Here is a 20,569-nt window from a genome sequence, read left to right as displayed (position 1 = left end):
CAGGGGGTGCCCGCGGTGCCGCGGGCGCCCCCGCTCTGTTCTGGGACCGCTCCCAGGATTCCACTCGAAGAGAGCAGTAAGAGGAACCGGAAGACGAACCGCCGTTGGCCTGTGCGGGCGAGTGGAAAGCGCCTTCCAGACCATCTCGCGCTACACCGGGGACCGAACGGCTCCTGTGGCCCACGTTACAGTGCCGTGAACTCTGGGAGCGCTCCCAGTTGTCGAGAGGGCGGCGGCATGACTCGACGAACAGTGGCGTTGGCGGTTGCGGCGGTGGTGCTGACCGGCGGGGTACCCGCCGTCGCGGCACCGCTCGCGGTGGCCTGCACCGTCACCTACCAAGTGACCAACGAGTGGAACAACGGATTCGGCGCCGCGGTGTCGATCCGCAACGACGGCGACGCGTTGAACGGCTGGAACCTGACGTGGACGTTCCCCGACGGGCAACGCGTCACCCAGGGCTGGAACGGCACGTTCTCGCAGAACGGCGCCGTGGTGAGCGTGACGAACCCCGACTGGGCACGGAACCTGCCCTCGGGCGGCACGGCCCAGGTCGGGTTCAACGGCAGCAAGGGCTCCACGAACCGGCCACCGACGGACTTCGCCGTGAACGGCGTGTCCTGCACGGGTCCGAACCAGGCCCCGTCGGTGGCGCTGACGGCACCGACGAGCGGCAGCACCTACACTCTGCCCGCGTCGATCCCGCTGGCGGCGACCGCGCAGGACAGCGACGGGACGGTGGCGAAGGTCGACTTCTACGCCGGCACCACGCTGATCGCGTCCGACACCAGCGCGCCGTTCACCGGCACGTGGACGTCGGCCTCGGCCGGCGACTACAGCATCACCGCGAAGGCGACGGACAACCGCGGCGCGGTCACGACGTCGTCGGCGGCAGCGGTGAAGGTGCTGTCCGGACCGGCGGTCGTCGCGTCACCGAGCACGGTCTCGGTGAAGCAGGGCCAGACGGCGACGTTCGACGTCTCCCTGGCCACGGCACCGAGCCAGCCGGTCACCGTCACGATCACCGGCAGCGGCAGCAGCGACCTGACGGCGAGCCCGACGACGCTCACGTTGTCCGGCACCACCAAGCAGACGGTCACGGTGACGTCCGCGAACAACGGCGGCAGCCTCGGGACCACGACCTTCACGGCCGCGGCCTCCGGGTACAGCCCGGCGACCGTGACGGCCAAGGAGATCGACCCGAACACGTCGGACTTCAACAAGGCGTTCCTCGACCAGTACAACAAGATCAAGGACCCGGCGAGCGGCTACTTCCGCAAGTTCGGCGACCTGCTCGTGCCGTACCACTCGGTCGAGACGCTGATGGTGGAGGCACCGGACCACGGGCACCAGACGACGTCCGAGGCCTACAGCTACTACCTGTGGCTGGAAGCCAGCTACGGCCGCGTCACCGGTGACTGGTCGCCGTTCAAGTCCGCGTTCGCGTCGATGGAGAAGTACATCATCCCCGCGCACGCCGACCAGCCGACGAACGACAAGTACGACGCGTCGAAGCCGGCGACCTACGCGCCGGAGCACCCGAGGATGGACCGCTACCCGTCGGTGCTCGACAGCACCGCCCCGGTGGGGTCCGACCCGATCGCGGCCGAGCTCAAGTCCGCGTACGGCTCCTCGGACATCTACGGCATGCACTGGCTGATCGACGTCGACAACACCTACGGCTTCGGCCGGTGCGGTGACGGCACGACGGCGCCCGCGTACATCAACACCTACCAGCGCGGCTCGTCGGAGTCGGTGTGGGAGACCATCCCGCAGCCCTCGTGCGACACGTTCAAGCACGGTGGCCCCAACGGGTTCCTCGACCTCTTCACCAAGGACTCCTCCTACGCCAAGCAGTGGAAGTACACCAACGCGCCGGACGCGGACGCCCGCGTGGTGCAGGTGGCGCTGCTGGCCCAGCAGTGGGCGACGGCGCAGGGCAAGGCCGGCGACATCTCCAGCGAGATCGGCAAGTCCGCGAAGATGGGCGACTACCTGCGGTACGCGATGTTCGACAAGTACTTCAAGCGGATCGGCAACTGCACCAGCCCGTCGTCGTGCCCCGGCGCGACCGGCAAGAACAGCGCGCACTACCTGATGTCCTGGTACTACGCGTGGGGTGGCGCGACCGACACGTCCGCCGGCTGGGCGTGGCGCATCGGTGACGGTGCCTCGCACCAGGGTTACCAGAACCCGCTGGCGGCGTACGCGCTGTCGAACGTGGCCGCGCTGAAGCCGTTGTCCGCCACCGGGCAGCAGGACTGGGCGACGTCGCTCGACCGGCAGCTCGAGATGCTGCAGTGGCTGCAGTCGGCCGACGGCGGTCTCGCCGGCGGTGTGACGAACAGCTGGGAGGGCCAGTACGCCTCGCCTCCGTCCGGCACGCCGACGTTCTACGGCATGTACTACGACGCCCACCCGGTGTGGCGCGACCCGCCGAGCAACCGGTGGTTCGGCTTCCAGGTGTGGGGGATCGAGCGCACGGCCGCGCTGTACCGGCTGACCGGCGACGCGCGCGCCAAGAAGATCCTCGACAAGTGGGTGCCGTGGGCGATCGCCAACACGACCACGGGCACGAACTTCCAGATCCCCTCGGACCTGGAGTGGTCGGGCGCGCCGGACACGTGGAACGCGAGCAACCCCGGCTCGAACTCGAACCTGCGGGTCCGGGTGCTCAACTACAGCCAGGACGTCGGTGTGGCCGCGTCCTACGCCAAGGTGCTGCTCAACTACGCGGCTCGGTCGGGCAACGCCTCGGCCAAGACCACGGGTGAGGCGCTGCTGACGGGTCTGCTCGCGCACCAGGACAGCCTCGGCATCGCGACGCCGGAGACGCGCACGGACTACAACCGGTTCGACGACGTCTACAACACCAGCACCCTCGAAGGCCCGTACGTGCCTTCCGGCTGGACCGGCACGATGCCGAACGGCGACCAGATCAAGCAGGGCTCGTCGTTCCTGTCGATGCGGTCGATGTTCCGCAACGACCCGCAGTGGTCGAAGGTCCAGTCCTATCTGGACGGTGGCCCGGCGCCGACGTTCACCTACCACCGGTTCTGGGCACAGGCGGAGATCGCGACCGCCTTCTCCCTGCACGCCGAGATCTACGGGTGAGGAGTCCCGAGATGAGGAAACGCATAGCGCTCCTGGCCGTCGCCGCGACGGTCGGCGCGGTCCTGGTGCAGACCGGCGGGACGGCGGTCGCGCACGGGTCGATGGTCTGGCCCGGCAGCCGCACCTACCTCTGCTACGAGGACGGCCGCGCCGGCAGCGGCGGCGGTGACATCCAGCCCACCAACCCGGCGTGCCAGGCGGCCGTGGCCCAGGGCGGGAAGCAACCGCTGTGGGACTGGTTCGGCAACCTGATCAGCAACGCCGCCGGGCGCCACCGGGAGATCATCCCCGACGGCAACCTGTGCGGTCCCACCACGAAGTACGCGGCCTACAACCTCGCCAGGTCCGACTGGCCGGTGACGTCGGTGCAGGCGAACTCCACGGTCACGTTGCGGTACAACGCGTGGGCGCCGCACCCCGGCACGTGGGAGCAGTACGTCACCAAGGACGGCTTCGACGTGACGCAGCCGCTCAAGTGGTCCGACCTCGAGTCGACGCCGTTCGACAAGGTGACGAACCCGCCGCTGGCCAACGGCGAGTACGCGTGGCAGGCCAGGCTGCCCAACAAGTCCGGGCGCCACATCATCTACTCGCTGTGGCAGCGCTCGGACAGCCCGGAGGCGTTCTACAGCTGCTCCGACGTGAACTTCGGCGGCGGTAGCGGCACTCCGGACACCACCGCGCCGTCGGCGCCCGGCACCCCGGTCGCCTCCAGCGTCACCAGCAGCTCGGTGAAGCTCGACTGGAGCGCGGCGACGGACAACGTCGGTGTGTCGGGCTACCGCGTCTACAGCGGTGGCCAGGTGGTCGCCACCTCCAGCACGAACTCGGCGACGGTGACCGGGCTGAGCGCGGACACCTCGTACACGTTCACGGTGGTGGCGACGGACTCCGCCGGCAACGCCTCGACGGCCTCGTCGGGCGTCGCGGTGAGAACGTCGACGGGCGGCGGGACCCCCACGGGTTCCTGCACGGTGTCGTACTCGCGGCCGAGCACCTGGAACGGCGGCTTCACGGCGAACGTGACGGTGACCAACAGCGGCAGCAGCGCGGTCTCCGCGTGGCAGCTCGTCTGGGCGTTCCCGTCCGGGCAGCAGCTCACGCAGGCCTGGTCGTCGACGATCACCGTGGCGAACGGGCAGGCGACGGCGAAGGGCGCGTCCTACAACGCGGACCTCGCGCCGGGAGCCACGGCGTCGTTCGGCTTCAACGCCAGCACGACGTCCACACCGACGGATCCGACGTCCTTCACGCTCAACGGATCCACGTGCGCCATCCGGTGATGAGGGCGCTGCTCGCCCTCCTGGTGGTGGGTTCGGTCGCGTTCGCCCTCCTCGTGGGACGCGCCGAACCCACCCCGGACCTCAGCCGGGGCGTCGACGGCATCGCCGCGTGGCTCAACGAGCTCACCGACGAGTGCACGGCGGTCCGGCGGGGTGACGACTTCACCGACTTCGCCGGTCCGGTGCGGTCCCAGGTCTACGCGCCGTTCATCGCGGAGTGGGGGACCTGCGCCAAGGCGCCGTACGGGCGCCTCGGCCTGCTGGTCCTGCGGCCGGGCCTCGATCAGGCCTGGCGGACGGCGCTCGGGAACGGCGAGGTCCGGGGCGACCCGGACCTCGCCTTCGGGGACGGCTTCGCCCTCACCGGCTCGATCGGCATGGAGTACCTCGGCCTGAGAAGACTCGAGTGCACGCCCACCGCGTGTTCGCTCGTGGAGATCAAGCACCACTGAGAGAAGGAGATCCGGAGCAATGAAGCTCAACGGACAGAGGCGGTGGGCCGCGGCGGGAGTCGTGGTCGCCACCGCCGTGGCGACGTTCGGGGTGGCGATGAGCGCACCCGCGGGCGCCGCCCCCGGATGCCGTGTCGACTACACGGCGAACAACTGGGGCGGCGGAGGTTTCGGCGCCGCGGTGAAGATCACCAACCTCGGTGACGCCGTGACGGGCGGCTGGACGCTGAAGTTCTCGTTCCCCGGAAGCCAGCGCGTGGCGCAGGGCTGGAGCGCGACCTGGTCGCAGTCCGGCAAGGACGTCACCGCGGCCAGCCTGTCGTGGAACGCGAACCTGGGCACCGGTGCGTCGATCGACATCGGCTTCAACGGCAGCAACGCCGCCAACGGCGACGCGAACCCGTCGACGTTCACCCTGAACGGCACGGTGTGCACCGGAGCGGTGCCGACGAGCACCACTACTACGACCACCACGACCACCACCACGACGACGTCCGGGGGCAACGGCCCCGGCCGTGTGGACAACCCGTACGTGGGCGCGAAGCAGTACGTGAACCCGGACTGGTCGGCGAAGGCCGCCGCGGAGTCCGGCGGCAGCCGCATCGCGAACCAGCCCACGGGTGTGTGGCTGGACCGCATCGCGGCGATCAACGGCACCTCGGACTCGCGCGGTCTCGTCGGTCACCTGGACGAGGCGGTGCGCCAGGCGGCGGGCTCACCGCTCGTCATCCAGCTGGTGATCTACAACCTGCCCGGTCGCGACTGCTCGGCGCTCGCGTCGAACGGTGAGCTCAAGGCGACCGAGATCGACCGCTACAAGTCGGAGTACATCGACCCGATCGCGGCGATCCTCGCCAGGTCCGCGTACGCGAACCTGCGGATCGTCACCACGGTGGAGATCGACTCCCTGCCGAACCTGATCACCAACGTCTCGCCGCGCCCGACCGCGGTCGCCGCGTGCGACACGATGAAGGCCAACGGCAACTACGTGACGGGTGTCGGCTACGCGCTGGCGAAGCTGGGCGCGGTGCCGAACGTCTACAACTACCTGGACATCGGCCACCACGGCTGGATCGGCTGGGACGACAACTTCGGCGCGACGGCCGAGCTGCTGTTCCAGGCGGCCAACGCGTCCGGCAGCACCAAGTCGAACGTGGTCGGCTTCATCGCCAACACCGCGAACTACGGCGCCCTGAAGGAGCCGTACTTCAAGATCGAGGACTCGGTGAACGGCACGTCGGTCCGCCAGTCGAAGTGGGTGGACTGGAACCGCTACGTCGACGAGCTGTCCTACGCCCAGGCGTTCCGGCAGCGGGCCATCCAGGCGGGCTTCGACTCGAACATCGGCATGCTGATCGACACCAGCCGCAACGGCTGGGGCGGCAGCGCCCGTCCGACGGGCCCCGGCCCGACGACGAGCGTCGACGCCTACGTCAACGGCGGCAAGCTGGACCGGCGCATCCACCTCGGCAACTGGTGCAACCAGTCCGGTGCCGGCCTCGGCGAGCGGCCGAAGGCGGCCCCGGAGTCGGGCATCGACGCCTACGTGTGGATGAAGCCGCCGGGTGAGTCCGACGGCGCCAGCGAGGACATCCCGAACAACGAGGGCAAGGGCTTCGACCGGATGTGCGACCCGACGTACACCGGCAACGTGCGGAACGGCAACAACATGTCCGGTTCGCTCGGCAGCGCCCCGATCTCGGGCAAGTGGTTCTCCGCGCAGTTCCAGGAGCTCATGCGCAACGCCTACCCGGCGCTGTGAGCTGAGCTGATGTGAGCGTGCCCATGCGGCCGGCGTCCTGACCGGGGCCGCGCCGCGTGGGCTCGCTCTTCCTGCCCGCGTTGATCTTTCGTCCGGCAAGTTTCCAGACGGTGCCGGATTCGTCTGGACCACCCGAAAAGCGCAATGTTAACGCGCACATAACCCTTGATGTCATCAGAAGGTGCTCCTTATGGTGTCGACACGCTCACCGGGTGTAGGCGTGAAAGGAGGCTGTGTGGTCACCATCGCGGATGTCGCACGGCACGCCGGGGTAGCCCCCAGCACGGTCTCCTACGTGCTCACCGGCAAGAGAACGATCTCGGCTGACACGAAGTCGCGGGTCAGGGACAGCATCAGGCAGCTGGGCTACCAGCCGCACGTCACCGACCGCGCGCTCTCGACCAGCAGGACCAACGTGATCGGCCTGGTGCTCCCGCTGAGGGCGGGCACGCACCTGCCGGCGGTGATGCGCTTCGTCACGGCGGCGGTGACGACAGCGCGTCGCTACGACATGGACCTGTTGCTGATGACGGCGGACGACGGCGCGGCGGGCCTGCGCCGGGCGGCGAACAGCGCACAGGTCGACGGGTTCCTGGTCATGGACGTGGAGATGGACGACGACCGGGTGCCGTTGCTGCGGCAGCTGTCCAAGCCGTCGGTCCTGATCGGGCACCCGGCGGCGGCGCGCGGGCTGACGTGCGTGGACCTCGACTTCGAGGCGGCGGGCGCGAAGTGCGTCGACCACCTCGCGGACCTGGGGCACCGCTCCATCGGGTTCCTCGGCGCGCCGAGCGCGGTCTACCGGCGCAGCACCGGGTTCGCCCACCGCACGATGAACGGTTTCAGCGCGGCCGCGATGCGCAGGGGAGTGGCCGCCACGGCGTTGTCCGTCGAGGGCGACCACGACTCGGTGCTCAGGGCCACCAAGGCGCTGATCCGCGCCCACCCGTCGATCACGGCGCTGGTGGTGCACAACGAGGCGGCGCTGGGCTGGATCACCACGTGCCTGCGCGCGGCGGGCCGGTCCGTTCCCGGTGACGTGGCGGTGGTCGCGATCTGCCCTGACGAGCTGGCCGAGCAGACGTCACCGCTGCTCACCTCGGTGCGGCTGCCGGCGGAGGAGCTCGGCCGCCACGCCGTGGACCTGCTCGTGGCGAAGCTCGAGGGCAAGCAACCGCCCCCGCTGATGCTGCTGCCACCGCGGCTGTCCCGGCGGGCCAGCACCCCGGACCCGATCACCCACCGGGGTGCGACGGGCTGACCGGCGGACCACCACCGGGGAGAGGTCGGCAGGACGTGCCGGCCCACTGACGGGCGGTCAACGGGGCATTCGCACGCGCGAAAACGCGGCGCGCGCGTGCGACCCCGTGCCCTCGCGGCCGCCTTGGAGGAGTGCGCGACCCTACGGCGGAGCGGCTGTCGCGCACTCCTCCGCTTCTCCCACCCCGCCGTTCGTACGGCCTGTCCTTCTTGCACCCTGCCCTTCTTAGACCCTGCCCTTTTTAGACTCGGTGACGTGGAACTCGCGGAAGCGCTGACGCGCCGGGTGGTCGTGCTCGACGGCGGTCTGTCGACGGCGCTGGAACTGGCCGGGCACGACCTGTCGGACTCGCTGTGGTCGGCCAGGCTGCTGCTCACCGAGCCGGACGCCGTGCGGGCCGCGCACCTCGCGTACTTCCGTTCCGGGGCCGAGGTCGCGATCACCGCGAGCTACCAGGCGAGCTTCGCCGGGTTCGCGCGGCACGGCATCAGCGCCCCGGAAACCGCGCGGCTGCTGCGTTCTTCGGTCGAACTGGCGCGGTCCGCCGCGTCCGACGTGGACGGACAGCGCTGGGTGGCGGCGTCGGTGGGCCCGTACGGCGCCGTGCTGGCGGACGGCTCGGAGTACCGCGGCCGCTACGGGCTTTCCCGGCGGGAGCTGGCCGAGTTCCACCGCCCGCGGGTGGAGGCGTTGTGCGCGGCCGAGCCGGACCTGCTGGCGATCGAGACCGTCCCGGACGTCGACGAGGCCGTGGCGGTGCTGGACGTCGTGCGCGGCAGTGGCGTGCCGGCGTGGCTCTCCTACAGCGTCCGCGGTGAGCGGACCTGCGCCGGGCAGCCGTTGGAGGAGGCGTTCGCCGCGGTGTCCGATGTGGACGAGGTGGTCGCCGTCGGGGTGAACTGCTGCGCGCCGGAGGACGTGGCGGGCGCGGTGGCGGCGGCGCGGCGGGTGACCGGGTTGCCGGTCGTGGTGTACCCGAACAGCGGCGAGACCTGGGACGCCGAGGCGCGGGCGTGGTCTGGTGGCGGGGCCGGGTTCTCGGCGGGGGAGTGGGTGGACGGGGGCGCCCGGCTCGTCGGCGGGTGCTGCCGGACCGGGCCGGAGCAGATCGCCGTGCTGGCAAGGGAACTCGCCGCGCTGTCCTGAGTGGCGTGCCGTGTGTGCCGTCGAGGGCCGTTGCCGTACAACGATTCCGCTTCGTTTCCGGGTCGCGTTCGACGCGTTCGACAGACCGGAGGCGGTTCGCCGTCGAACGCGTTCGACGCGCCTTGACCGCGCGGAGATACTCCTCCACAGTTTGGTGGACGTGACCGGAACCCCGCTGTAGCAGCATCTTCTGCGTTCAGAAGACGCGCGCTCGACTGCTAGGCGCAAGTGGTCGATCGAACGTTGCCGGTGCCGCGGTGTTCCTCCCCACCTCGACGAAGAGGAGCACGCTCATGGCCGGATCAGGCCATCTCCCGTCCACCCCCGTCTCCCGCGCCCGCAGACGTCGCGTGGCCGGCCTCGCCGCCGCAGTATCCGTCCTGGTCGGCGGTCTCGTGGCGGCGTTCAGCGCCCAGCCCGTGTCGGCGGCGACCGTCGACACGACCGCCTGGTACGTGTTGGTGAACCGCAACAGCGGCAAGGCGTTGGACGTCTACAACCTCGCCACGAACGACGGCGCCCGCATCACCCAGTGGGCCCGCAACGACGGCAGCCAGCAGCAGTGGCAGTTCGTCGACTCCGGCGGCGGCTACTACCGGCTGAAGTCGCGGCTGTCGGGCAAGGTGCTCGACGTCTACAACTTCTCCACCGCCGACGGCGGCGCCATCGTGCAGTGGACCGACGGCAACGGCACGAACCAGCAGTTCCGCCTGGCCGACTCCGACAGCGGCTACGTCCGCCTGGTCAACCGCAACAGCGGCAAGGCCGTCGAGGTCCAGGGCGGCTCGACCGCCGACGGCGGCAACGTCGTCCAGTACACCGACTGGGGCGGCGCCAACCAGCAGTGGCAGCTCGTGCGCGTCGACGGCGGCACGAGCCCCACCACCACGACGACCACGTCGCAGGGCGGCACCTGCCAGCTGCCGTCGAGCTACCGCTGGTCGTCCACCGGCCCGCTGGCCACCCCGCGGCAGGGATGGGTGTCGCTCAAGGACTTCACCCACGTCATGTACAACGGCAAGCACCTCGTGTACGCGACGACGCACGACACCGGGACGAGCTGGGGCTCGATGAACTTCGGGACCTTCACCAACTGGTCCGACATGGGCTCGGCCAGCCAGAACGGCATGAGCTCGGCCGCGGTCGCCCCCACGCTGTTCTACTTCGCGCCGAAGAACATCTGGGTGCTCACCTACCAGTGGGGCCCGACCGCCTTCAGCTACCGGACGTCGAGCGACCCCACCAACCCCAACGGCTGGTCGTCGGCGCAGACCCTCTTCACCGGCAGCATCTCCGGCTCCGGCACCGGCCCGATCGACCAGACGCTCATCGGCGACAGCACGAACATGTACCTGTTCTTCGCCGGTGACAACGGGAAGATCTACCGGGCGAGCATGCCCATCGGCAACTTCCCCGGCAGCTTCGGCTCGTCGTACACGACCATCATGAGCGACACCCAGGCGAACCTGTTCGAGGGCGTCGAGGTCTACAAGGTGCAGAACCAGAACCAGTACCTGATGATCGTCGAGGCGATGGGCAGCGGCGGCCGCTACTTCCGGTCGTTCACGTCCAGCAGCCTCAGCGGGTCGTGGACCCCGCAGGCCGCGAGCGAGAGCAACCCGTTCGCCGGCAGGGCGAACAGCGGCGCCACGTGGACCAACGACATCAGCCACGGCGACCTGATCCGGTCGAACCCCGACCAGACCAAGACCGTCGACCCGTGCAACCTGCAGCTGCTGTACCAGGGCCGCAACCCGAGCTCGGGTGGCGACTACGGGCTCCTGCCTTACCGGCCGGGAGTGCTGACGCTGCAACGCTGACCGAGTGGCGGAGGGCGGCTCCCGGATCCCTGGGGAGCCGCCCGTTCGTCGGGGACGGTCAGGCCGCGGCGGTGTGGAACGTCTGGCTGCCTTCGCGATCGGGCCGCGGTGGTGCCGAACGAGCCGGCCCCGCCGCGTTCGAACGTGGCGGGGCCAGCCGTGAGGTGGTCGGGTCGGTTCCGTGATCGCGAAGGAGCCGCCCCGACCCACGTCGTCGCCGAACGGCCGGCTGCTTTCGCGGTCAGCCCGCGGCGGTGCCGAACCAGCGCCCGGCGGCCCGTTCGAACTCCCCGACCTCAACAGGCCCGTCCGCCGCCCAAGCCACCACACCATCAGGCCGGACGAGCACGGCGGTCAGCCCGAGGTCGTTCTCGACCGCACCCGCCACGTACCGCACCCGCCCCTCCCACCGCGCCGCCGCGGCACGCAGCGGCTGGTCCAGGCCCAGGTCGAGCAGCACGCCCTGGCCGTCGCGCATCAGCTCGCCGAGCCGCAGACCGTCCTTGAGCCGGAAGTCGGGGGCGCCGCGGCCGGACAGCGGGTGGTCGTCGCCGACGTCGTAGCGCAGCCAGGCGCCGGACATCTTGCCGTACACGTAGGTCGCGCCGTCCGAGGTGCCGATCAGGTCGCGCAGCACCGCCTGGGCCGCCTGCGAGTGCTGGTCGGGACCCATCGCCGCGACCTGGGCGCGGGTCCACTCCAGCACCCAGGCGCCGATCGGGTGCCGTTCGAGCTCGTAGGTGTCGAGGAGCTCCTCACGGGCGTGGCCGGCCAGCACGGCGGCGAGCTTCCAGCCCAGGTTCACCGCGTCGCCGAGGCCGGTGTTCAGGCCCTGGCCGCCCAGCGGGGAGTGGATGTGCGCGGCGTCGCCCGCCATCAGGACGCGGCCGCGGCGGTAGGTGGCGGTCTGCATGGCGCGGTCGGTGTAGGTGGACGCGAGCAGGACGTCGGTGACCGTCACGTCGGTGCCCGAGACCCGGCGCAGCACGTCCTGCAGGTGCTCGCGGGTCGGCGGCAGGGAGCGGTCGAACGTGCCGCCGTCGAAGTCCATCATGCCGATCCCGCCGCCGGGCATCGTGAGGTACATGCCGGTCGGCGTGAGGTTGAACCACGGCTTCAGCTTCTCCTGGTCGGCGAGCTCGACCTGCGCGATGTAGCCGGTGAAGCGCGGGCCGGTGCCCACGAACTCGAAGCCGGTCAGCTTGCGGACCGCGCTGTGCCCGCCGTCGCAGCCGACCAGCCACCGCGCGGGGTGCTCCTCGCCGTTCGCGTGCGCCACCACCCCCTCCGCGTCCTGGGTGACGGCGAGGACCTCGGTGCCGCGCCGGATCTCGACACCGAGTTCCACCGCCCGCTCGGCGAGCAGGGTCTCGACCGCCTCCAGGTTGACCACGGCCTGCTGGTTCGCCGGGCTGGGGAGCTGGAACGGCAGCGCCGCCAGGTCCACCTTGGCCGGATCGATCATCATCCCGGCGAAGTGGCCGTGCGGCCGGACGGGCGGGGGTTCGCCCTCCGGGTTGTACGGGAGACCCGCCGCCTCGAGGACCGGGGCCAGCATTCCGCGCCGGTAGCAGGCCTCGACCGACGCGGCGGAGAGGCCCCGCGTGCCGAGCGGCGCCCTCTTCCACGGGGAGCGCGGCTCGGCGTCCTTCTCCAGCACCAGGACGGTGCGGCCCGCGAGACCGAGCTCGCACGCGAGGAAGAGCCCGACCGGGCCGGCTCCCACGATCACTACGTCGTGCACGGATGATCACCTTCCGAAGTGCGTTGTTCAGACGGGGAAAGGCTTGCGCGGGCCGCACACACGGGGCACATACCGCACACACGCGGCGCTGGTACCCGCAGGTCGCGAGCGGTGCGGCGTCTGCCAGAGTTGGCCCCATGGCGGTCGGCGTGCGCGTTGCGGTGCTGGGGCCGCTCGAAGTGAGCGTGGACGGTGTCGCGGTGCAGCTCGCCGGCGATCGGGTGCGGGCGGCGCTCTGCCGGCTCGCGGTGGCCGTTCCACACCCCGTCGGCGTGGACGAGCTGGTCGACGCGATCTGGTCCGTGAACCCGCCCTCCGCCCCCGCGCACTCGTTGCAGTCCTTGCTCTCACGGCTGCGCACCGCGCTCGGCGGTCCTGGCTCGGTGGTGATGGACGCCCACGGCTATCGGCTGCCGCTGGACCGCGACGCCGTCGACGTGCTCGCGTTCCGGGACCTGGTGGCCGACGGACGGCGGGCGGCGCTGGCCGGGGACGACGACGGCGCGCTGGCCTCGTTCGGCCAGGCGCTGGCGCTCTGGCGGGGACCGGCGCTGAGCGGAATGCCCGACGCCGTCTACGTGCCCGGTCTCGTTGCAGAGCTGGAGAACCTGCGCCTGGACGCCGCCGCCGGACGGTTCGCAGCCGCCCTGTCCCTCGGTCGCGCCGAGGAGGTGGTCGGCGACCTGCGGACCGCGGTGGACGAGCACCCGCTGCGCGAGGACCTCGCCGCCCAGCTGATCACGGCGCTGGCCGCGACCGGCAGGAACGGCGAGGCGCTGGCCACCTACGAGCGGGTCCGCCGCGAGCTGGCCGAGCGGCTGGGCGCCGACCCCGGACCGGAGCTGCGCGACCTGCACCTGCGGTTGCTCGGCGGCGACCTCGGCCGCCCCCGCCGGCGACCCAGGCCCCTCGGCACGCCGCTGACGAGCTTCGTCGGCCGGGAGGCGGAGGTGGCCGCGGTCCGCGCGTCCGTGGCGGCGCACCGGCTGACCACGCTGCTCGGTCCCGGTGGCGCGGGCAAGACGCGGCTCGCCACCGAGGTCGCGCGGATCTGGGCGGAACAGGACCGGCGCGAGACGTGGGTCGTGGAGCTCGCACCGGTCACGTCGGGCAGCGGGGTGACGCGGGCCGTGCTGGCCGCGGTGGGCCTGCTCGAGGCACGTCTGGGGCCGGGCGGGGACGACCGCGAGCGGCTGCTCGACGCCCTGGGCGAGGCCGACGGGCTGCTGGTGGTCGACAACTGCGAGCACCTGGTCGACGCCGTCGCCGGGCTGGTCGCCGACGTCGTCGCCGCCGCGCCCGGCGTGCGGGTGCTCGCCACCAGCCGCGAACCGCTCGGGCTGACCGGCGAGGCGCTGACCGCCGTCGAGCCGCTGGCCCTGCCCCCGGCCGGGGCCGATCCGGTCGAGGCCGGCCGGTCCGCGGCCGTCCGGCTGTTCCTCGACCGCGCCGCGACGGCCCGCCCCGGCTTCACCCTGGACGACACGACCGTCGACGACGTGGTCACCGTCGTGCGGCGGCTCGACGGCCTGCCGCTGGCGATCGAGCTGGCGGTGGCCCGGCTGCGGGTGCTGCCGGTGGCGGAGATCGCCCGCAGGCTCTCCGACCGGTTCCGGCTGCTGACCGGCGGCGACCGCACCGTCCTGCCGCGGCACCGCACGCTGCGGGCGGTGGTCGGCTGGAGCTGGGACCTGCTGACCGAACGGGAACGGGTCCTGGCCGAGCGGCTGTCCGTGTTCCCCGGCGGTGCGACCGAGGAGGCGGCCGTGGCCGTCTGCGCCGACGACGTGGTGCCCGCCGAGGACGTGGCCGACCTGCTGGTCGCGCTCGCCGAGAAGTCGTTGCTCAGGATCGGCCAGGACACCCCGATCCGCGCCGGGATGCTGGAGACGCTGCGCGAGTACGGCCTCGACCGCCTCACCGAGCAGGGGCTGGCCGACCGCTCCCGCGACCGGCACGCCGCCTACTTCGCCCGGCTCGCCGACGAGCTCGAACCCGTGCTGCGCGGCCACGACCAGCTGCCGGCCCTCGCGACCCTGCGCGCGGAGGAGGCGAACGTCGTCGCCGCCCGGCGGTTCCTGCTCGACTCGGGACGGCCGCGCGCCGCGCTGATGATGACGCTGAGCACGGCCTGGCACACCAGGATCACCGGCAACGCCCACGACGTCGGCTGGCTGGACCGGCTGGTCGAGGCGGGCACCGGCGAGCCCCACCTCGTCCACGCCGAGGGGGTGCGGGCGATGGCGTTGCTGGAGGAGGGACGCGCGCCCGACTCCGGCCGCGCCCGGCTCGCGGACCTGCACCGGCGGTGGCGCGCCGCCCCGGCTCCGCACGGCGGCGTTGCGGCGATGAGGGACCTGTTCCCCGGCCTGGCCGGCATCACCGGAGAACAGTCCACACAGGACCAGTCCACACAGGACCCGTGGCTCCGGGCGGTGCGGCACGCGTCAGCCGCGGGCCAGGCCGAGAACCAGGGCGACCCGGAACGGATGCGAGCCGAGGTCGGTCTCGCGGAACGGGGCTTCCGCGAGACGGGGGACCGTTGGGGCATCGCGATCGCGACCACCCTCCTGGCACAGCTGAAGGTCGTCGACGGCGACCTGCCGGGCGCCCTGGCGGACTGCGAGGTGGCGCTGCGGGCCGCACGGGAGCTGGGCGCGACCTACGACGCCCGGTTCCTGCGGCTGAGGACCGCCTGGCTGCGGTGGTCGCTGGGAGACACCGCAGGGGCACGCGACGAGCTGGCCGCCCTGCGGTCCGACGGCAGCTCGTGGCGGGGCCTGGAGACGGGCCTGCTGGCCGACGCGATGACGATCGGCGTCGACTGGGAGGACGGCGACCACGACGGGGCGTTGCGCCTGGCCGACGACGTGGGGAAGCGCCTGACAGCCACACGGGTGGCCAAGCCGGTGCGCGGCCACGTGGTCACGACTGTGCTCGCCTCCACCGCGGTCGTCCGCGCCCTCGCCGCGGAACGCGACCCGCAGAAGCTGGCCGAGGCTCTGGCCGACCTGGCCGAGGCGTACCCGGTCGCCCGCGCCACCGGAGACCGTCCGGTCCTCGCGTTGCTCGGTGCGGGACTGGCGCAGGCGGCCGCGGTGCTGGGGTGTCCCGAGGACGCGGCCGAGGTCCTCGGCGCGGCGGCCCGGCTGCGCGGAGGCGACGGTGGCGCCGGTGTGTTCGCCGCGCGGCTGGCCGGCCGCCTGGCAGCGGAGCTCGGCGAGGGCTTCGAGCGCCGCTACCGGGCCGGCCGGGACGCCGACGTGGCGGGAGCCGTCGCGCGGCTGGACCCCGGCCTGCTGACCGCGGAAGCTCCGTGACGGCAGGCGAACCCGCCACGGAGCTCCCGACCGGCCGTCAGACGACCTGGCACGTCACCCCGTTGAGGCTGAACCAGTCCGGCCTCCCGGCGTTGCCGGTGTGCGTCGCCTGGAAGCCGAAGGTGACCGACGCGCCGGGCGCGATCTGCCCGTTGTAGGGGGCGTTGGTCGCGGTGACCCGGCCGGAGGACGGCGAGTAGCCGGCGTTCCAGCCACCCGTGATCGTCTGCCCGTCCGGCAGGGCGAACGCCAGCGACCACCCGTCGACGGCCGTGGTGCCCGTGTTCGTGAGGGTGATGTTCGACGTCAGGCCCTCCGCCCACGCGTTGATCGAGTCGCTCACCCGGCACGGCCACTGGGTGGGCACCGTCGTGGTGGTGGTCGTCGTGCTCGTGGTGGTGGTGGTGCTCGTCGTGGTGGTCGTGCCGCCCCCACCGGCGAACCGGGTGACGAACTTCCACACCTCGCCGGAGGTCCAGGTCTGCCACCCGGTGCCGCCGGAGTCGATCGGCGCCGGGGTGTGCCCGCCGTCGAACGCCGCCCACACCACGGGATAACCGGTGCGGCAGCCGCTGTACTCCGTGATGATGTGCCTGCGGCTGCCCGCCGCCGGCTCGGGGGCGTTCTGCGCCGTGCACCCGTTGTTGCGCACGAAGGTGTCGCGCAGTCCGCGTCCCAGGCCGATGCCGAGGACGTTGTCGCTCACGCCGTGGATGCCCATGTATCCGATGGGCTGCGTGCCGCCGTCGCATCCGCTGAGCTGCCCACCCGAGTAGGCGATCACGGCCCGGAAGACGGTGGCACGCGCGCACGCCACCGCGTACGACATGGAGCCGCCGTAGCTCCACCCGCCGGCGAAGCGCCGGGTGGAGTCGATGCAGAGGCTGGAGTCGAGGAGTGCCACCAGGTCGTCGACGAACCTCAGGTCCTGCCCGCCGGGGTTGGCCCAGCCGTTGTTGTTGCCCTGCGGCGCCACGAAGATCGTGTCGTTGTTCGCCGCGTCGGAGAGCTTGCGCAGCCCGTAGTAGGACCAGTTGTAGCCGTCCGACCCGCCGGAGTCGACTTCGTTCGCGCTTCCGTTGAGCCAGTGGAAGCCGACGAACAACCGGTACTGGCGGCTGCTGTCGTAGTTGGCCGGAATCCGCAGGAAGTAGGTGCGGTTCTGGCCGCCGGTCGAGATGGTGCGCTGGCCGCTCGTCAACGACGGGGCCTTGCCGCAGCCCGCCGTCGCCGCGGCCGTGCCGGCCTCGCCCGCGGGTGGGCCGCCGAGCGCGATGCCCGTGGCGGCGAGGAAGACAAGGGCGCTGCTGACGGCCGCGGCGATCACGGCCCTAGACCGGGACATGGCTCGTCCTCGTGTGGTGGTGCGACATCGTCGTCCCTTCGGTCGTCACGCGGAGTCCACTGTGGACGCGGTGGTGCCGGGCTTCCCGAGCGGTCAGGCGGTGGCGCACTGCGCACCGTTGAGCGTGAACCCGCTCGCGGCCCCGCTGTTGCCCGAGTGCGTGGCCTGGAAGCCGATCTGCACCTGGGCGGACGGCGGGATCTGCGTGTTGTAGGAGACGTTCGACGCGGTCACCTGGCCGCTGGCGGGGGAGTAGGTGGCGCTCCAGCCGCCGGTGATCGTCTGGCCGCTCGGCAGGGTGAACTGCAGCTTCCAGCCGTTCACGGCCGTCGACGAGGTGTTGGTGATGGTGATCGTCTCGGTGAGGCCGTTGTTCCACGCGTTGACCACCGCCTTGACCGAGCAGCCCTGGGACGGCTGCGGAGTCGTCGTGGTCGTCGTCGTGGTCGTGGTTGTGGTGGTCGTAGTGGTGGTGGGGTCGGTGGACGGGCGGTCCAGGCCGAGGAACGAGATGGCGTAGCCGACCATGCCGGACGTCGGCACGTCGTGGCCGACGCCCTGGGCGCTGATGCCCTCGACGACGCCGTTGCTGCCGTACCGCGTGCGGGTCCAGTTCGACTGCGGCTGGTCGGTCGACACCGGCGTCCTGCTCACCCCGTGCACGTTCGTCCACTGGTCGAGCGCCTCGCCGAAGTTCGGGTACGCCAGCGTGGTGTCGTTGGTGCCGTGCCACAGCTGGATGCGCGGGTAGCTGCCGGTGTAGCCCGAGTACATCGCCCTGGCCTGGTCGCCCCACTGCTGCGGGGTCTTCTGCAGGTTGCCGCTGGAGCACTGGCTGTTCCACATCGACCCGTCGGTCGTCGCGAAGCACCCGGCGGGCACCCCGGCGAACGCCGACGCGGCGCTGAACACGTCCGGGTACTCGGCGGCCAGCACGTTGGTCATCATCGCGCCGGACGAGATGCCGGAGACGACGATGCGCGACGGGTCGACGTTGTAGCGCTGCCGGGCGTAGGAGACCATCGACATGATGCCGGTCGAGTCGCTGCCCCCGTTGCGCCGCAACGCGTTCTGGGTGGAGACGTCGAAGCAGCGGCCGTCCCTGGTGGCCTCGGGGTAGACGATGACGTACCCGTAGCGGTCCGCGGCGGAGACGTAGTCGCGCCCGCCGCCGTTGTGCACGGCGCTCGCCGTCCCGGTGCAGTAGTGGATCATCAGGAGCAGCGCGGGCCGCGCCGCGAGCCGGTCCGGTGCGTAGACGTACATGTTCAGGTTGGTCGGGTTGGTGCCGAAGCCGGTCACCTGGGTCAGGGACGCGGCGTGCGCCTGCTGGGGCACGAAGGAGAAGGCGACGGCGGCGATCATCGACAGCGCGGCCGCGGCGATCGCGGCGACGCGGTACCGGGTCACGTGCTGCCGTGCGGAGTTCGAGATGGTCACGATGACCTCGTTCTCTGGCTGAGGAAGGAGTTCGCGGGAGGAGCGAGCGGTGAGCCGCCACCGGTCACGTGGCCGCTGCCACCGGACCGGGTCTCGACCGCGCTCCCCGCGACGGGGGAGACGACGCGGACCGCGGAGGTGGTGGCGCCGTGTCGGGAGCGACGTCCTCCAGCTCGCCGGTACCTCCAGAGGGCACGCGGGCTCCCGCGGTGGACGTCACGTCCGGTCCGCGGGAGCCTGCCTGGCGGGGTGGTGCGGGGACGGTCAGCGCGCCGAGCAGGTCGGGTTCAGGCCCGAACCGCTGCCGCTGCCCTGGAAGCCGAACTCGGTGGACCCGCCCGCGGGCACGCTGGCGTTGTAGTCCACGTTGGTCCAGTTCACGGTTCCGCTGTTGCCGCTGCGGGTCGCGCTCCACGAGCCGGTGACCGTGCCGTTAGACACCGTGGTCGTGACGGTCCAGCCGTTCAGCGCGCTGGAGCCCGCGGTGACCTTGATGTTGGCGACGAAGCCCTCGTTCCACTGGTTCAGCGAGACCGTCGCCGTGCAGCCGCCGTTGCCGGGGTTGCCGGTCGTGGTGGTGGTCGTCGTCGTGGTGGTGGTCGTGGTCGTCGTCGGGTCGGTGCTGCCGCCCGCGTTGAGCGCGTCGAGCGTCGAGTTGTACGCGGCCTTCTTGTTGCCGCTGCCGTCGAACAGCAGCGGGGTGCCCGACGAACGCCACGAGTCGCTGTCGCGGATGCCCCACACGGTGATGCCGGCGCACTTCGCGACGGCGAGGCAGGCCTGGGTGACGCGCTGGTAGTTCTGGGCCTGCGCGCTGCCGGACCCCTCGATGTCCAGCTCGGTGATCTGCACCTCGACGCCGAGGTTGGCGAAGTTCTGCAGGGTCGTCTGGTAGTTCGACGGCACCGGGCTGTTGGGGTTGAAGTGCGACTGGAAGCCGACGCAGTCGATCGGGACGCCGCGGGACTTGAAGTCCTGCACCATCCGGTAGACGCCCTGGGTCTTGGCGTGCGACCAGTCGTCGGTGTTGTAGTCGTTGTAGCAGAGCTTCGCACCGGAGTCGGCCGACCTGGCCGCCCGGAACGCCGCCTCGATCCAGTCGTTGCCGGTGCGCTGCAGGTTGGAGTCGCGGCGGCCACCGCTGCTGCCGTCGGCGAAGGCCTCGTTCACGACGTCCCAGGCGTAGATCTTGCCGCGGTAGTACGTGGCCACCTGCGTGACGTGGTTGATCATCGCGCTGCGCAACGAGCTGCCGGACATGTTCTGCATCCAGCCGGGCTGCTGCGAGTGCCACGCGAGGGCGTGCCCGCGGACGCGCTTGCCCTGGTTGCGGGCCTGGTTGAGGATCCGGTCGCCGTTGCTGAAGCTGAACTGGTTCTGGTTCGGCTCCGTGGCGTCCATCTTCATCTCGTTCTCGGCGGTGACCATGTCGAACTCCCTGTTCAGGATTCCGACGTAGGTCGAGTCGCCGAGCCTGTTCGCGGACACCGCCGTGCCGAAGTACCGGCCGCTCTGGGCCGCCGCGGCGCCGAGGGTGGTGGCGGCGTAGGCCACGGGAGGGGCGATCAGGGTGGCGCCGATTGCCGCTGTCGCGACCGTCGCGATGATCGGGATCAGGGCCACTGACTTCGATGTCAGTTTCATCTTCCACGCTTTCCAGGGTCGACCCGAATGCAGGGTGGGATGGGCAGGACGGATGGCCGGACCCGGTGCGCCATTGCCGGATCGCGGTGGGCGTGGAAATCGGCGGCGTTGTTCCGCCGTCGCCCGCCGTTGCCGTTCCGGAGTGTCGCAGTCGTTCGTCGGCGGTCACAAGAAGTCGTTGTCGAATTCGACAGCAGGATGCCCTGATCGGCCTACCCCGCATGAGGGAGCGCTCCCA

At 71.2% G+C, this 20,569-nt stretch carries 12 protein-coding genes; 8 read left to right on the top strand and 4 right to left on the bottom strand.

The genetic code is table 11. The features are described from left to right. Positions 1–237 precede the first annotated feature (237 nt). The 7 genes from ACFWV3_RS14565 (at position 238) to ACFWV3_RS14535 (ending at position 10,838) form a co-directional block, all read left to right on the top strand. Positions 238–3,114: a glycoside hydrolase family 48 protein gene (locus tag ACFWV3_RS14565; protein WP_382411618.1), complete on the top strand. Its 2,877-nt coding sequence runs from the start codon at positions 238–240 to the stop codon at positions 3,112–3,114. 11 nt (positions 3,115–3,125) lie between these two features. Beyond that, positions 3,126–4,397 (top strand): lytic polysaccharide monooxygenase, encoded by a 1,272-nt coding sequence (locus ACFWV3_RS14560; protein WP_382411617.1) that lies wholly within the window; start codon positions 3,126–3,128, stop codon positions 4,395–4,397. Beyond that, positions 4,397–4,849, top strand: coding sequence for a hypothetical protein (locus tag ACFWV3_RS14555; protein WP_382411616.1), 453 nt, complete (start codon positions 4,397–4,399; stop codon positions 4,847–4,849). The genes ACFWV3_RS14560 and ACFWV3_RS14555 overlap by 1 nt, the downstream gene beginning before the upstream one ends. Before the next feature lie 19 nt (positions 4,850–4,868). After that, the gene (locus ACFWV3_RS14550; RefSeq protein WP_382411615.1) at positions 4,869–6,611 is read left to right on the top strand and encodes a glycoside hydrolase family 6 protein; all 1,743 of its coding nucleotides are present in this window, start codon (positions 4,869–4,871) and stop codon (positions 6,609–6,611) included. A gap of 235 nt (positions 6,612–6,846) precedes the next feature. After that, positions 6,847–7,872 (top strand): LacI family DNA-binding transcriptional regulator, encoded by a 1,026-nt coding sequence (locus ACFWV3_RS14545; protein ID WP_382411614.1) that lies wholly within the window; start codon positions 6,847–6,849, stop codon positions 7,870–7,872. Between the two features lie 255 nt (positions 7,873–8,127). Next, on the top strand, positions 8,128–9,018 hold the full coding sequence (gene mmuM, locus ACFWV3_RS14540) for a homocysteine S-methyltransferase (protein ID WP_382411612.1): 891 nt from the start codon (positions 8,128–8,130) through the stop codon (positions 9,016–9,018). 293 nt (positions 9,019–9,311) lie between these two features. Continuing rightward, positions 9,312–10,838 carry a non-reducing end alpha-L-arabinofuranosidase family hydrolase gene (locus ACFWV3_RS14535; protein WP_382411610.1) on the top strand — a complete coding sequence of 509 codons (1,527 nt, stop codon included), beginning with the start codon at positions 9,312–9,314 and terminating at the stop codon, positions 10,836–10,838. Positions 10,839–11,079: 241 nt separating this feature from the next. On the opposite strand, the gene ACFWV3_RS14530 is transcribed toward ACFWV3_RS14535, so the two are convergent. Next, entirely contained in the window at positions 11,080–12,582 is a 1,503-nt protein-coding gene (locus ACFWV3_RS14530; RefSeq protein ID WP_382411609.1) for an FAD-dependent oxidoreductase, read from the bottom strand. Between the two features lie 137 nt (positions 12,583–12,719). Between ACFWV3_RS14530 and ACFWV3_RS14525 the strand changes: the two genes are divergently transcribed. Continuing rightward, the gene (locus tag ACFWV3_RS14525; RefSeq protein ID WP_382411608.1) at positions 12,720–15,902 is read left to right on the top strand and encodes a BTAD domain-containing putative transcriptional regulator; all 3,183 of its coding nucleotides are present in this window, start codon (positions 12,720–12,722) and stop codon (positions 15,900–15,902) included. 37 nt (positions 15,903–15,939) lie between these two features. Here ACFWV3_RS14525 and ACFWV3_RS14520 read toward each other — a convergent pair whose 3' ends face one another. The 3 genes from ACFWV3_RS14520 to ACFWV3_RS14510 all read right to left on the bottom strand — a co-directional run bounded on the left by ACFWV3_RS14520 (position 15,940) and on the right by ACFWV3_RS14510 (position 20,331). Continuing rightward, entirely contained in the window at positions 15,940–17,247 is a 1,308-nt protein-coding gene (locus tag ACFWV3_RS14520; protein ID WP_382411607.1) for a cellulose binding domain-containing protein, read from the bottom strand. Between the two features lie 93 nt (positions 17,248–17,340). Further along, a complete protein-coding gene (locus ACFWV3_RS14515) occupies positions 17,341–18,687 on the bottom strand; it encodes a PHB depolymerase family esterase (protein WP_382411606.1) in 1,347 nt (448 codons plus the stop codon). Positions 18,688–18,951: 264 nt separating this feature from the next. Next, a complete protein-coding gene (locus ACFWV3_RS14510; RefSeq protein WP_382411605.1) occupies positions 18,952–20,331 on the bottom strand; it encodes an endo-1,4-beta-xylanase in 1,380 nt (459 codons plus the stop codon). Positions 20,332–20,569 lie beyond the last annotated feature (238 nt).

Origin of the sequence: Lentzea sp. NPDC059081 (assembly GCF_042738015.1) — a bacterium.
Classification (GTDB): domain Bacteria; phylum Actinomycetota; class Actinomycetes; order Mycobacteriales; family Pseudonocardiaceae; genus Lentzea.
This window is presented reverse-complemented; position numbering and strand designations above follow the sequence as displayed.

What these genes read in the sequence shown, in the direction of transcription:
- ACFWV3_RS14565 (WP_382411618.1), top strand. Translation starts at nt 238, where the DNA reads ATGACTCGACGAACAGTGGCGTTGGCGGTTGCGGCGGTGGTGCTGACC.
- ACFWV3_RS14560 (WP_382411617.1), top strand. Translation starts at nt 3,126, where the DNA reads ATGAGGAAACGCATAGCGCTCCTGGCCGTCGCCGCGACGGTCGGCGCG.
- ACFWV3_RS14555 (WP_382411616.1), top strand. Translation starts at nt 4,397, where the DNA reads ATGAGGGCGCTGCTCGCCCTCCTGGTGGTGGGTTCGGTCGCGTTCGCC.
- ACFWV3_RS14550 (WP_382411615.1), top strand. Translation starts at nt 4,869, where the DNA reads ATGAAGCTCAACGGACAGAGGCGGTGGGCCGCGGCGGGAGTCGTGGTC.
- ACFWV3_RS14535 (WP_382411610.1), top strand. Translation starts at nt 9,312, where the DNA reads ATGGCCGGATCAGGCCATCTCCCGTCCACCCCCGTCTCCCGCGCCCGC.
- ACFWV3_RS14525 (WP_382411608.1), top strand. Translation starts at nt 12,720, where the DNA reads ATGGCGGTCGGCGTGCGCGTTGCGGTGCTGGGGCCGCTCGAAGTGAGC.
- ACFWV3_RS14520 (WP_382411607.1), bottom strand. Translation starts at nt 17,247, where the DNA reads ATGTCCCGGTCTAGGGCCGTGATCGCCGCGGCCGTCAGCAGCGCCCTT.
- ACFWV3_RS14510 (WP_382411605.1), bottom strand. Translation starts at nt 20,331, where the DNA reads ATGAAACTGACATCGAAGTCAGTGGCCCTGATCCCGATCATCGCGACG.